The 12,478-nt window shown below is 69.5% G+C and carries 11 protein-coding genes and 1 riboswitch; of the genes, 6 read left to right on the top strand and 5 right to left on the bottom strand.

Annotated features, from left to right (window positions below; translation table 11 throughout):
• The first annotated feature begins 25 nt into the window (after window positions 1–25).
• Together SSP08S_RS45185 and SSP08S_RS45180 are read left to right on the top strand one after the other, a co-directional pair.
• A complete protein-coding gene (locus SSP08S_RS45185) occupies window positions 26–1,054 on the top strand; it encodes a LacI family DNA-binding transcriptional regulator (protein ID WP_019074262.1) in 1,029 nt (342 codons plus the stop codon).
• 106 nt (window positions 1,055–1,160) lie between these two features.
• The gene (locus SSP08S_RS45180) at window positions 1,161–1,967 is read left to right on the top strand and encodes a Cof-type HAD-IIB family hydrolase (protein ID WP_019074261.1); all 807 of its coding nucleotides are present in this window, start codon (window positions 1,161–1,163) and stop codon (window positions 1,965–1,967) included.
• Between the two features lie 90 nt (window positions 1,968–2,057).
• On the opposite strand, the gene SSP08S_RS45175 is transcribed toward SSP08S_RS45180, so the two are convergent.
• The 3 genes from SSP08S_RS45175 to SSP08S_RS45165 all read right to left on the bottom strand — a co-directional run bounded on the left by SSP08S_RS45175 (window position 2,058) and on the right by SSP08S_RS45165 (window position 6,477).
• Entirely contained in the window at window positions 2,058–2,525 is a 468-nt protein-coding gene (locus SSP08S_RS45175) for a transglycosylase SLT domain-containing protein (RefSeq protein ID WP_019074260.1), read from the bottom strand.
• Window positions 2,526–2,528: 3 nt separating this feature from the next.
• Window positions 2,529–2,700, bottom strand: a riboswitch (cyclic di-AMP (ydaO/yuaA leader).
• A gap of 263 nt (window positions 2,701–2,963) precedes the next feature.
• Window positions 2,964–4,958: a CocE/NonD family hydrolase gene (locus SSP08S_RS45170; protein WP_019074259.1), complete on the bottom strand. Its 1,995-nt coding sequence runs from the start codon at window positions 4,956–4,958 to the stop codon at window positions 2,964–2,966.
• 16 nt (window positions 4,959–4,974) lie between these two features.
• Complete coding sequence (locus SSP08S_RS45165) at window positions 4,975–6,477, bottom strand: peptide MFS transporter (protein ID WP_019074258.1); 1,503 nt, start codon at window positions 6,475–6,477, stop codon at window positions 4,975–4,977.
• Window positions 6,478–6,685: 208 nt separating this feature from the next.
• Here SSP08S_RS45165 and SSP08S_RS45160 point away from each other — a divergent pair, with 208 nt between their 5' ends.
• A complete protein-coding gene (locus SSP08S_RS45160) occupies window positions 6,686–7,696 on the top strand; it encodes a polyprenyl synthetase family protein (protein ID WP_019074257.1) in 1,011 nt (336 codons plus the stop codon).
• A 6-nt stretch (window positions 7,697–7,702) separates the two neighbouring features.
• Here the strand turns inward: SSP08S_RS45160 and SSP08S_RS57225 are convergent, their stop codons facing one another.
• Window positions 7,703–8,230, bottom strand: coding sequence for a COG4315 family predicted lipoprotein (locus SSP08S_RS57225; RefSeq protein ID WP_019074256.1), 528 nt, complete (start codon window positions 8,228–8,230; stop codon window positions 7,703–7,705).
• Window positions 8,231–8,584: 354 nt separating this feature from the next.
• Here SSP08S_RS57225 and SSP08S_RS45150 point away from each other — a divergent pair, with 354 nt between their 5' ends.
• The 3 genes from SSP08S_RS45150 to SSP08S_RS45140 are packed head-to-tail and all read left to right on the top strand — an operon-like array spanning window position 8,585 to window position 11,721.
• Window positions 8,585–9,811 (top strand): LolA family protein, encoded by a 1,227-nt coding sequence (locus SSP08S_RS45150; protein ID WP_026179384.1) that lies wholly within the window; start codon window positions 8,585–8,587, stop codon window positions 9,809–9,811.
• A gap of 37 nt (window positions 9,812–9,848) precedes the next feature.
• Complete coding sequence (locus SSP08S_RS45145; protein ID WP_019074254.1) at window positions 9,849–10,862, top strand: ABC transporter ATP-binding protein; 1,014 nt, start codon at window positions 9,849–9,851, stop codon at window positions 10,860–10,862.
• The gene (locus SSP08S_RS45140) at window positions 10,849–11,721 is read left to right on the top strand and encodes an ABC transporter permease (RefSeq protein ID WP_019074253.1); all 873 of its coding nucleotides are present in this window, start codon (window positions 10,849–10,851) and stop codon (window positions 11,719–11,721) included. The genes SSP08S_RS45145 and SSP08S_RS45140 overlap by 14 nt, the downstream gene beginning before the upstream one ends.
• Window positions 11,722–11,731: 10 nt before the next feature.
• Here the strand turns inward: SSP08S_RS45140 and SSP08S_RS45135 are convergent, their stop codons facing one another.
• Entirely contained in the window at window positions 11,732–12,319 is a 588-nt protein-coding gene (locus tag SSP08S_RS45135) for a flavodoxin family protein (protein WP_019074252.1), read from the bottom strand.
• Window positions 12,320–12,478: the final 159 nt, after the last annotated feature.

The following is a 12,478-nucleotide window of genomic DNA, read 5'->3' as shown; positions in this document are numbered from 1 at the left end:
GCACTGAACCGGCAGAACGAGGACCATGACCACCAGTCCGAACGGACGCCGCAAACCGCCCACCATCCATGACGTGGCCCGGGAGGCAGGCGTCTCCCGGGGGACCGTCTCCCGTTTCCTCAACGGCGGCCACTACGTCTCACCGGCCGCCCGCACCGCCGTGGAGACGGCGATCAGGAAGACGGGCTACGTCGTCAACCGGCACGCCCGCTCCCTGAGCACCGGACGGTCGGACTCGGTGGCGTTCCTCCTCACCGAGCCGCAGGAGAAGTTCTTCGAGGACCCCAACTTCAATGTCCTGCTGCGGGGTTGCACCGAACACCTGGCCCGCCACGACATCCCCCTGCTCCTGATGCTGGCGTCCTCCAAGGACGACCGCCGTCGCCTCACCCGCTACATCACCTCGGGCCACGTGGACGGCGTGCTGCTCGTCTCCAACCACAGCGGCGACCCGGTCGCGGCCGAACTCCGCGACGCGGGCATCCCGTTGGTGGCCTGCGGCAAACCGCTGGGCCCCGCCTCCAAGTACAGCTACGTGGCCGCGGCCGACCGCGACGGCGCCCAGGAAATGGTCCGCCACCTGATCTCCCGCGGCAGACGCCGCATCGCCATGGTCACCGGCCCCCTCGACGCACCGGGCGGCCCCGATCGCCTGGCCGGCTACCGGGACGTCCTGGCGGAGGCGGGCCTCCCACAGGACCCGGCGCTGGTGGTGGAGGGCGACTACCGCCGCACGGGCGGCGAGGAAGCGGCCCGCAAACTCCTGACGCAGGCCCCCGACATAGACGCGGTGTTCGTGGCCTCCGACCTCATGGCGCTCGGAGTCGTCAACACCCTCCAGCAATCCGGCCGTTCGGTCCCGGATGACATCGCTGTCGGAGGCTTCGACGACTCGGCGGCGGCCACGGCGATCACCCCGGCCCTCACGACGATGCGCCAGCCCTACGACCGCATCAGCGCCGAAATGGTCCGCATGCTGCTCGCGCAGATCGCCGGCGAGGACACTGCGGGCGTGATCCTGCCCACCGAACTGGTGATCCGGGAGTCGGCATAACCGCCGTAACTGTCAAACCAACCGGAACTCGGGTCAACGTATGTGAAGGCAGCAGCCGTCCGGTTCGTGTCGAGTCGGTGGGGCGTTCCATCCGTATTCTCTGATCATGGCCGCACCCCTCGCATATGCACTGATCGCCACCGACCTGGACGGAACGCTGCTGCGCGGCGACGACACGCTCTCCGACCGGTCCCGCATCGCACTGGCGAGGGCGTCGGCGGCCGGCGCCCGGCACCTGGTCGTCACCGGCAGGCCCGCCCCGAGAGTGCGACCGCTCCTCGAGGACCTGGGCAGCAGGGGGCTCGCGGTGTGCGGACAGGGCGCGCAGTTGTACGACGCCGGCGCGGACTGTCTGCTCTGGTCGGTCACCCTGGACCGTGAGCTGGCGGAGACCGCGCTCGGCAAGATCGAGGCGGAAGTGGGCCAGGTCTACGCGGCGGTCGACCAGGACGGAGTGGACGGCCTCACGCTGATCGAACCCGGCTACCTGATGCCGCACCCCACGCTCCCCGCGGTGCGGGTGGGCAGGCGCGACGACCTCTGGTCCGAACCAATCAGCAAGGTGTTGCTCCGTCACCCGGCCCTGGAGGACGACGAGTTGGCGTCCACGGCGCGCTCGGTGGTCGGTTCCCTGGCCTCGGTCACCATGTCGGGCCCCGGCACCGTCGAACTCCAGCCACTCGGCATCACCAAGGCGACGGGCCTCGCCCTCGCCGCCCGCCACTTGGGCCTCACCCCGTCCGACACCATCGCCTTCGGCGACATGCCGAACGACATCCCGATGTTCGACTGGGCGGCACACGGAGTGGCAATGGCCAACGCCCACCCCGAACTCAAGGCAGTGGCGGACGAGGTGACGTCATCGAACGAGGACGACGGCATCGCGCTGGTCCTGGAAAGACTCCTCGACTGAAGCGTCTTTTAGGGGCGCGGGGAACTGCGCGACCAGCCACGACGGCGCGAAAGCCGAACAAACAACCCGTCGTGGCTGATCCAACAGTTTCTAGTAAGCCCCGTAAACGTTGTCGATGGACCCATACACGGCCGCCGCGTAATTGCAGGCGGCGGTGATGTTCGCAACCGGGTCGTACGGGTCGAACGAAGTCCCGGCAACGTGATACGCGTTGAACGTCGGGTCGATGACCTGGAGAAGCCCCTTCGACGGCGTACCCGCCGCCGCGTTGGAGTCCCAGTTGTTGATCGCGTACGGGTTGCCGGAGGACTCACGGATCACGTTGCGGTAGATCCCGTTGTACGTACCGGGAATCCCCTTCTGCGCCATGATCGCGAGCGACTCACGGATCCACCCGTCAAGGGTGTTGGGGTACCCGGCGAGCGTGGTCGACGAGGTCGTGGCGGCCGAGGCGGTGGTCGCGCCCACGACGGGCAGGGCGAGGATCGCGACACCGGTACCGGCGACAACGACACGGCGGACGAGGCGGGCGCGGCGGGACTGAGCGGATGCAGGCATGACGAGGTTCCTCTCCGTCGCCTGCGAGGTGAGCTGTCGGGTTCGGGCTGGGAGGTGCCCGGCCACGCCCTCACGGACGTGACTTAACCCCAAGCCGTTCCGGTCGTGGTGACCGGTCCGGCGACTTACCTGGGTCCCCCGCTCCTGCCGTGCGAGAAGTTCGTGACTGGGATGCCGGGCGGCGGCAGGATTCGGCGTTCCGCTCGACAGGCCCGGAAACTATGCGAGAGCACATGTCCGGAACAAGTGGCGGAATCACACCTAACACCTATTGACCTTGGTCTGAGGCGTATGGGGCACTTGATCCTTTGCGTAAGCCAAGGTTCAACTGTCAATAACCGCAAGGGGAAACGTAAAAACACAGGACCACAGGTCACCCACAGAAACGCGTGACCCAACTCACGGCAGGATGAAGAATGGCAAATCGGGCATTCATCCTCAACTGGCAGTTCTCGGAATCCTTTTCTCCCAAGTGCGGTGAAAGATCACTTCGCCGCCCTCGGTGCAGATCACCTCATTCGAGGTAATAAAGTCCGTTTCGTCGCAAGTGATCTCGGACCGCGTCCGCACGGTGGTGTCCCATCCCGGCTCGGGCCGATGCAGCCGGATCGTCCAATCGGACCGCGTACGTGCGGACAACGGATCCGACTCGTCGATCGTGTACGTCTCCAACGCGTCCTCGGTGAACTCGAGCCCGTCCGGATACACACGCGTGCCGCCGTACCGGGGGTCCACCTCCAGCCGCCACTCACCCTTCGCCACATCCCGCACGACCAGCCGCTCGGGCCGCGGCTCGTCCAGCGTGGCGGGGTAGTTGACCCCGATCGGCGCGGCCTCTTCTGGCTCGTCGAAGCGAATGTCGTAGGTCAACTCCCGCTCCCGCACCGGAAGTTCCATCGCACACCCCTCCGGATCCAGCGTGAACCCCGCCCCCGACTCCGGCTGCGGCCAGATCCAGGGCCAGTACGCCGACGACACCGCGAGCCGGATCCGATGGCCGGGCGGAAACGCATGCCCGATGCCGTTCAACTCGAAGGTCACGTCCTCCGTGGTCCCCGGAGTCCACGGCACCGCCCGGTCCCGCCCGTGCCGAGCCGACAGGTTCAGCACACCCCGGGTGACCAGGGTCGACGACCCGTCCGGCGCGACATCGCACAGCCGCGCGATCACCTGCCCGCGCGGCACACCGCAGGTCAGCCGCAGCCGCACTCGCGGCCGCCCCAGCACCCACGTCTCGGCCGGCACCTCGAACTCGAAGCACGCCGACCGCGCGTCCTCGTCCCGCTGGTCCGGCGGCAGATCGGCGTCGTTCCCGAACGGGAAGAAACGGCCCGCGTCCACCCCGGTGTGCATGGGGGAGCGCACCAGCACGGGCGCGCCCCGGAGCCCGTACGTCGTCGTCTTCACATTGGGCGAGGGCCACGAGGGCTCGCCGACCCAACGGCCCGGCAGGGTGTCGTAGACCGTGGCGGGAGGGTGCGAGTCGCTGACGTAGGCGCGGAGCAGTGGGTCTCCCATGACCCCCGTGTCGACGCCCTTCAGCCAGTGGTCCCACCAGCGCAGGGTCTCCTGGAGGAAGCCGATCGCGGGTCCTGGCGGCAGCCCCCGGTCGGGGTACTGGTGGGACCAGGGCCCGATCAAGCCGCGCACGCGTTCCGGCGGGAGGTGTTCGACGAGCCGCAGGACCGTGTCGCGGTACGGGTCGTGCCAGCCGCCCACCGCCAGGACGGCGGCGCCGATCGCGCCGTAGTCCTCGCAGACGCTGCCGTGCTTCCAGTAGTCGTCGCGGAGCTGGTGGGCGAGCCAGGTGTGGATGAACGGGTCGATCCGTTCCAGGCGCTTGAGCCACATGTCGCGCCAGACCAGGCCCGTGTACTCGGGGTCCGGCGGGCGGGCGACGAAGGCGAGCATGGTGGCGGCCCAGGCGTGCAGGTCGACGGCTAGGGCCGAACCGCCCATGTAGTGCACGTCGTTGTCGTAGCGGTCGTCGGTCGAGCAGACGGTGACGATCGCCTTCAGCGGCTCCGGGGCGAGGGCGGCGATCTGGAGCGAGTTGAAGCCGCCCCAGGAGATGCCGAACATGCCCACCTTGCCGGTGCACCAGGGCTGTGCGGCAAGCCAGTTGACGACCTCGACGCCGTCCGCCAGCTCCTGCGCGTCGTACTCGTCGCCGGGCGCGCCCTCGCTGTTGCCGTGGCCGCGTACGTCGACGCGGACGGAGGCGTAGCCGTGGCCCGCGTACCAGGGGTGGCGCTGGGCGTCGCGGGGCGCCGTCCAGTCGGTCAGCCGGTACGGGAGGTATTCGAGGAGCGCCGGCACGGGTTCGTCCGTCAGCGGGCGCCACACGCGCGCGTAGAGGCGTGTTCCGTCGGGCATCGGGATGCGGATGTCCTCGTGGGCCGTCTCGTGGGGGAAGGACGTACGGATGCGCATGAGGGGACCCCTGGGTTCAGTGGACCGGGTGCATGGTGCGGCGCAGCCAGGGCGCGGCGGCCATCACCGCGAGGCCCGCGGCCACCGCGATCGCGCCGTTGACGCCGAAGTAGGCCGGCTTGGAGACGTCGTCGTAGAGCTTCACCGTCTGGGCCTGGATGCCGTTCGCGAGGGCGAGGGACAGGAACCAGAGGGACATGGTCTGGCTGGAGAACGCGGCCGGGGCGAGTTTCGTGGTGGCCGACATGCCGGAGGTCTCCAGGAGGATGTCGCCGAGGCCGAGCAGGAAGTACGAGCCGACGATCCACCAGGCCGACATGCGGTAGGCGTCGCCGCTGTGCCCGCTCGTCGGCAGCACCATCAGCAGGAAGGAGAGGCCACCCAGTACGACCCCGATCGCGATCTTGTTGGAGGCGTGCGGCTGGTTGCGGCCCATGCGGACCCAGAGCGCGGCGACCACGGGCGCGAGCCCGACCTCGAAGGCGCCGAGCGCGCTCGCGTACCAGCTCGCGGGGAAGTCGAAGCCCAGGATGGTCGTCTCGGCGTTCGACGCGGCCAGCAGCATCATCGTCGAATAGGCCTGGAAGAGAATGAAGTTGAAGACCGTGGAGGCCAGGAAGAGCACGATGTACGGGCGCAGCCGGCCGCGTTCCTCGGGGGTCACGCGCGGGCTCATGAACATCACCGCGAAGTACACGACGGGCGCGACGACCGAGACGACGGTGAGCAGGTCGACGAAGCGGCCCATGGTCAGCCAGCCGGCGAGGGCGAGGCCGGTCGCGAGCACGGCGGCCACCAGGATCCCTACGACGATCAGCCGCACCGCGCGGCGCAGCGCGTCCGGTGCGAGTGCGAACTCGGCGGTGTTCTTGCGGCCCGCGAGGTGACGCCGTCCGGCGACGTACTGGACCAGTCCGAAGGTCATGCCGACCGCGGCGGCCGAGAAGCCCCAGTGCCAGCCCTTGTGGTCGCCGAGCCAGCCGGTGATCAGCGGGCCCGCGAAGGCGCCGATGTTGATCGCCATGTAGTAGAGCGCGAAACCGGCGTCCCGGCGCTCGTCGTCGGTGCGGTAGAGCTTGCCGACCATGGTGGCCACGTTGGGCTTGAGCAGGCCGGTGCCGGCGCTGATGAGGCCGAGGCCGACCCAGGTCATCGTGCCCGTGGGGACCGCCATCGCGTAGTGCCCGCAGGCGATGAGGATCCCGCCCCACAGGACCGCGCGGTACGAACCGAGGATGCGGTCGGCGAGCCAGCCGCCCGCGACCGAGACGAGATAGACCAGCGTTCCGTAGGCTGCGGATACGGATGCGGCCGTTCCGGACGACATGCCCACGCCGCCGTGCGCGACGGTATCCGCGAAGTAGAGGACGAGGATGGCGTGCATGCCCAGGAACGAGAAACGCTCCCAGACCTCCAGACCGGAGAGCGTGAGCAGCCCCTTGGGCTGCCCGAAGAAGGCGTGGTCGTCCCCGGAGGGCGGCTGGTCGGCGGGTTCGGCTTCAAGTGCGGTGCGGGACACGATCCACTGCTTCCACCCAAGTCGATAAATATCCGTTCTTATCAGGTGATCAAAAACATACCGGTCATGATCCGATACCGCCTGGGGTGGACGGGGTGGGCGGCATGGGTGATCGAAAGCCGACCGGATACGCTGACTTGAGTGATGGCAGCGACCTATCGACAATCCGTGTGACCGCCCAGGGACACCAGCAGACAGGAGACCCCTCGTGACCGTCGTCGGGCCGTTCGGGCTGAGCGTGCGGGACCAGGCTCTGGAAGCCGATGTCCAGGCCGGAATGGCGGCAGTCGAGGAGGGTCTGCTCGAAGCCACCAAGAGCGAGGTGCCCTTCATCACGGAGGCCGCCCAGCATCTCGTGCGCGCGGGCGGGAAGCGGTTCAGGCCGCTCCTCGTGATGCTCGCCGCGCAGTTCGGCGATCCCTACGCGCCGGGGGTCGTCCCCTCGGCGGTCGTCGTCGAGCTGACCCATCTCGCCACGCTCTACCACGACGACGTGATGGACGAGGCGGCCGTGCGCCGGGGCGTGGAGAGCGCCAACACCCGCTGGGGCAACTCGGTCGCGGTCCTCACCGGCGACTTCCTCTTCGCGCGCGCGTCGCACACCCTGGCCGACCTCGGGCCCGAGGCGGTGCGCGTGCAGGCCGAGGCGTTCGAACGCCTGGTCACCGGCCAGATCCTGGAGACCGCGGGACCCTCGGACGGGCGCGACCCGGTCGAGCACTACCTCGACGTGCTCGGCGGCAAGACCGGCTCCCTGGTCGCGGTCGCCTGCCGGTTCGGCGCGATGATGGCCGGCTGCGAAGACACGGTCGTGGACGTCCTCACCCAGTACGGCGAGCGACTCGGCGTCGCCTTCCAGCTCGCCGACGACGTCCTGGACATCGCCTCCGACGGCCACGAGTCCGGCAAGACCCCCGGCACGGACCTGCGCGAGGGCATCCCCACCCTGCCGGTGCTACGGCTCCGGGAGCGCGCGGACCGCCTGGGCCTGGCCGAGGACATCGCCCTGTGCGAACTCCTCGACTCCGACCTCACGGACGACGACCGCCTCGCCGAGGCCATCTCCTCGCTCCGCGACCACCCGGCGCTTGACCAGGCCCGCCGCGACACCGTCCGCTACGCGGAGGACGCCCGCGCGGCCCTCGCCCCGCTCCCCGAGTGCGACGCCAAGGTCGCCCTCCTGGAGATGTGCGACGCGGTGGTGCACCGCGCGGGCTGAGCCCGTTCAGTAGCCGCTCCCTCCCGTGCTGCCGGAGGAGGTGGTGGCCGTGGCCCTCGCTCCGGTGGGCGTCACCGCCCACCAGGTGCCGTCCACGCCCTGGCCGTAGGCCTCCTTGGGCTCGTCGTCCTTGGCGTACCGGTAGAGGGGCCAGCCGGCCAGCGTGAGCTGTGAGGTCCCGTCGGAGCGCTTGACCGTCGAGACGAGCTTCTTGTCGATGCCCTTGACCGTGACGGAGCCCTTGACCGTCGCGGCGGGCCAGACCACGGCACAGGTGCCGTAGCAGCTGACCTTCGTCGGGTGGACCGAGTCGGCGTCGAAGCGGTAGAGGACGTACCCCTTGCCGTCGGTCACGACGGTGCCCACCTTGCCGACCTTCGCGGTCATGAGGGTCGTCGACGTGGTGACCGCGGCCGGAGCGCCGGCCGAGCCGCCGCTTCCACTGCCGCCGCTGCTTCCGCATCCGGCGAGCGCGAGTGCGAGGATCGCGGCGCCCGTGGCCGCGTATCCGGTGAGGTGCTGGGTGGCGTGCATGGCGACCCCTTCGGTCGATGCGGTGTGCTGCCACCCATATGTACGGATTCAGGACAGTTTCTACTCGATGCCGGTCAACTGCCCTGTGCGGGCGTCGTCTTCCCCCTAGGGGTTTCGAGGAGGCGCCGCCTCCGTGTGTCATACCCCAGGCGTACGCGGAGTTGGCTCCCGGGTCTGACGCTTATCCCTCGCGGATTTGGTCAGATGGAGAACACGGAAATCACCACTCCTCACCGATTCGGGTGAGAATGGCGGCACAGGGTGATGGGGGCACCTCCCGGTTCGAGCGAAGTCGAGAACTGGGGGAGAGTGCAGGACGCGAAGGCCGCCGCCGACGACGGAGGTAAGGCAGACATGGCACCGTACGAAACCGACGACAGCACGGACACCGGAGAGGCCGACGAGCTCCGGTCCGGGCGGCGCAGGGCGGCGCGGTACATCGTCCCGGTCACCGTGGTGGGGGTGGCGGCGGCGACCATCGGACTGGTCCCGGCGCTCGCCGACTCCGGCGACCCGAATCTCCCGAAGATCACCGCACAGCAGCTCCTCGACAAGGTCGCCAAGTCGGACGTCCAGCAGCTGTCCGGCACGGTGAAGATCAGCACGGACCTGGGCCTGCCCGACCTCGGCGGCCTGGAGAGCAGCATGCTGTCCGGCGCCACCAAGTCCGGCGACGGCTCCTCCGCCGACCCCACCGCCAAGCTCACCGAGCTGGCCACCGGCAGCCACACCCTGCGCGTCGCGGCCGACGGCCCCGACAAGCAGAAGGTCTCCCTCCTGGAGAACGCGGCGGAGTACAGCCTCATCCACAACGGCAAGGACGTCTGGGGCTACGACAGCCAGTCGAACGAGGTCTTCCACGCCACGACCTCCGCCGACACGTCCAAGAGCGACGAGACCCGGGCCACGCCCAAGGGCCTCACCGACGAGGCGCTGAAGTCGGTCGACGACACCACCTCGGTCACGGTCGACGGCACCGAGCACGTCGCGGGCCGCGACGCCTACAAGCTGCTGATCAAGCCCAAACAGTCCGGCACGACGGTCGGCACGATCAGCGTCGCGGTGGACGCGAAGACCGGCCTGCCGCTCAAGTTCACACTCACCCCGGCGAGCGGCGGCGCGGCCGTCGTCGACGTCGGCTTCACCCAGCTCAGCCTCGCCGAGCCGGCCGCCTCGACCTTCGACTTCAAGGTGCCCAAGGGCGCGAAGGTCACCACGGAGGACAGCGCGGAGAAGGCCGTCCCGGCCCCGAAGCACTCCACCGGGTCGGGCACGCCCGGCAAGTCCGAGAAGGACCTCAACAAGGGCCAGGACGACCCGACGGTCCTCGGCAAGGGCTGGAACTCCATCGCCGTCTTCGAGACCGGCGGCCAGGGCATCCCGACCGGCGGCTCCTCGTCCGGCGGCGGCGACCTCGGCGGTTTCCTCAGCTCGCTCGGCGACCAGGTCAAGGGCTCCTTCGGCTCGGGCACGGTCTACTCGACCCGGCTGATCAACGCCCTGGTCACCGACGACGGCAAGGTCTACGTCGGCGCGGTCACCAAGAGCGCGCTGGTGAAGGCGGCCGACGCCGCGAAGTAGGCAAGTACCCTGTGGAGCACGCGAATTGAGGGAGCCGATGGACGAACCGTCCGCCACCGAGCCGGAGTCCGAGCAGGGTTCCGGTCCGGAAGGGGAGTCGGGACAGGTGATCACGGGTGACGGCGGCATCATCGCCACCCGCGGCCTCACCAAGCGCTTCCGCGGCGGACAGCTCGCCGTGGACGGTCTCGACCTGACCGTCCCGGCGGGCAGCGTCTTCGGCTTCCTCGGCCCGAACGGCTCCGGCAAGACCACCACCATCCGCATGCTGATGGGCCTGATCGAACCCACCTCCGGCACGGCCCGCGTCCTCGGCCGCCCCATGCCGAGATCCGTCCGCACGGTCCTGCCGCAGGTCGGCGCCCTGATCGAGGGCCCGGCCCTGTACGGCTTCCTCTCCGGCCGCGACAACCTCCTGCGCTACGACGCGGCCGACCCGACCGCCGACCCGCGCACCCGGCGGACCCGCGTCGCCGCCGCCCTCGACCGGGTCGGCCTGACCGCGGCCTCCGGCAAGAAGGCCAAGGCCTACTCCCTGGGCATGAAGCAGCGCCTCGGCCTCGCCTCCGCACTGCTCCAGCCCCGCAAGCTGCTCGTCCTGGACGAGCCGACCAACGGCCTCGACCCGCAGGGCATGCGCGAAATCCGTTCCCTGATCCGGGAGTTGGCGTCCGACGGCACGACGGTCTTCCTCTCCTCCCACCTCCTGGACGAGATCGAGCAGGTCTGCACCCACGCGGCCGTGATGGCCCAGGGCAGACTGATCACCCAGGGCTCGGTGACCGAGCTGGCCGCGGGCACGAGGGGACGGCTGTTCGTGACGACCCCCGACACCGGCGACGCGGCCCGCGTACTGAAGGAACAGGGACTGGCCGACGTGGTCGTGGCCGAGGAACGGGTGACGGCGGAGCCACCGGACCGTGAACTGGCCGAGGTGAACAAGGCGTTGGTGACCGCCGGGGTCCGCGTCCGCGGCTTCGGCGTCGAACGGGCCTCCCTGGAGGACGCGTTCGTGGCGCTCACGGGGGAGGGCTTCGATGTCGCAGGCTGAAGTGCTGCGCAGAGTCAGCCCGTTGTGGACCTTCGGACTGCTGCGCAGCGAGCTGGTCACCACGTTCCGCCGCTGGCGCACCCTCGCCCTCCTCGGCGTCCTGGCCGCCGTGCCGATCCTCGTCGGCATCGCGGTCAAACTGGAGACGCAGGACGGGGCGGGGCCCGGACGTGGAGACGGCGGCGGAGGGCCCGCCTTCATCGCGCAGATCACCAACAACGGCCTGTTCCTGGTGTTCACCGCCCTGGCGGCGACCCTCCCGTTCTTCCTCCCCATGGCCATCGGGGTCGTCGCGGGCGACGCGATCGCCGGCGAGGCCAGCAGCGGCACCCTGCGCTACCTCCTCGTCGCCCCGGCGGGCCGCACCCGACTGCTGCTCACCAAGTACGCGACGGTGATGACCTTCTGCCTGGTGGCGACCATGGTCGTGGCGCTCTCGGCGCTGACGGTCGGGGCGCTCCTGTTCCCCCTGGGCGACCTGACGACGATCTCCGGCACCCAGATCAGCTTCGCGGACGGCCTCGGCCGGGCCCTGCTGATCGCGCTGGTGGTCGCCGCCTCCCTCATCGGCGTGGCGGCCCTGGGGCTCTTCGTCTCGACGATGACGAGCAGCGGCATCGCGGCCATGGCGACGACCGTGGGCCTGCTGATCACCGTCCAGATCCTCGACCAGATCCCCCAACTGCACGCGCTCCAGCCGTACTTCTTCTCCCACTACTGGCTGTCCTTCGCCGACCTCATGCGCGACCCGGTCTACTGGGACGACCTGGTGAAGAACCTCGGCCTGCAGGTGCTGTACGCGGCGGTCTTCGGCTCGGCGGCCTGGGCGAGGTTCACGGCGAAGGACATCACGGCGTAGGGGCGCTCGGTCAGCCTTCGGTCTCGTGCGGGAAGCGCGCGAGGGCCGCGTCCCGCGCGAAGAACGTCTTCGCCCGGCCCAGCGCCCGCTCGTCCTTCAGTACGTCACCCCGGTCGCTGCCGTTGCCCAGCAGGACCCCGCCGAAGCGCATCCTCATGTACGCGGCCGAGTTGTTGAGCGTGCCGACCAGCGGATCGGCGACCGCCTCTTCCTCCTCGGCGAGGACGGAGACGCCCCAGAGGGTGCGGCCGGCCATCGTCGCCCTGAAGTCGGCGCCGGGGACCCGCAGCCAGCCCGACCAGTAGTCCAGGTAGCGCTTGGTGAGGCCGGACAGGGAGTACCAGTAGACCGGCGAGGCGATCACGACGTCCGTCGCGGCGAGGGTCGCGTCGAGGAGCCGCGTGGCGTTGTCGTCGGTAGGCGACTGTACGGGGCCGTCGTGCCGGAGGTCGACGAAGTCGGGGAGCGGGAGCTCGGCGAGGCGTATCCACTCCTGCTCGACGTCCGGGGGCAGCTGCTCGGCGGCCCGGCGGGCGAGCAGCTCGGTGTTGCCGTCGGCGCGGGCGCTGCCCAGGACGAACAGGAAACGGCGGGTCATGGGTCCCCCAGGGATAGTCGGCGTGCGAGCTTTATAGCCGTCTGCATTATATGCGCGCGCAATTAATTGTCCATCGTGGTGCGCGCGGCGAGACCCGGGACGTCGGCGAGGGCGCCGATCGGCACCCGTGAGCCGGACCAGTGCCTCGGTCTCGCCGGG

It is taken from the genome of Streptomyces hokutonensis (assembly GCF_000376565.1).
Taxonomy (GTDB): domain Bacteria; phylum Actinomycetota; class Actinomycetes; order Streptomycetales; family Streptomycetaceae; genus Streptomyces; species Streptomyces hokutonensis.
Note: the sequence above shows the minus strand (reverse complement) of the source record. Positions and strands in the feature narration are given on the sequence as shown.

Bases quoted from the DNA above. Each gene is read 5' to 3' on its own strand.
- SSP08S_RS45135 (WP_019074252.1), bottom strand. From the start codon at position 12,319: ATGACCCGCCGTTTCCTGTTCGTCCTGGGCAGCGCCCGCGCCGACGGC.
- SSP08S_RS45170 (WP_019074259.1), bottom strand. From the start codon at position 4,958: ATGCGCATCCGTACGTCCTTCCCCCACGAGACGGCCCACGAGGACATC.
- SSP08S_RS57225 (WP_019074256.1), bottom strand. From the start codon at position 8,230: ATGCACGCCACCCAGCACCTCACCGGATACGCGGCCACGGGCGCCGCG.
- SSP08S_RS45180 (WP_019074261.1), top strand. From the start codon at position 1,161: ATGGCCGCACCCCTCGCATATGCACTGATCGCCACCGACCTGGACGGA.
- SSP08S_RS45140 (WP_019074253.1), top strand. From the start codon at position 10,849: ATGTCGCAGGCTGAAGTGCTGCGCAGAGTCAGCCCGTTGTGGACCTTC.
- SSP08S_RS45175 (WP_019074260.1), bottom strand. From the start codon at position 2,525: ATGCCTGCATCCGCTCAGTCCCGCCGCGCCCGCCTCGTCCGCCGTGTC.
- SSP08S_RS45185 (WP_019074262.1), top strand. From the start codon at position 26: ATGACCACCAGTCCGAACGGACGCCGCAAACCGCCCACCATCCATGAC.
- SSP08S_RS45145 (WP_019074254.1), top strand. From the start codon at position 9,849: ATGGACGAACCGTCCGCCACCGAGCCGGAGTCCGAGCAGGGTTCCGGT.
- SSP08S_RS45150 (WP_026179384.1), top strand. From the start codon at position 8,585: ATGGCACCGTACGAAACCGACGACAGCACGGACACCGGAGAGGCCGAC.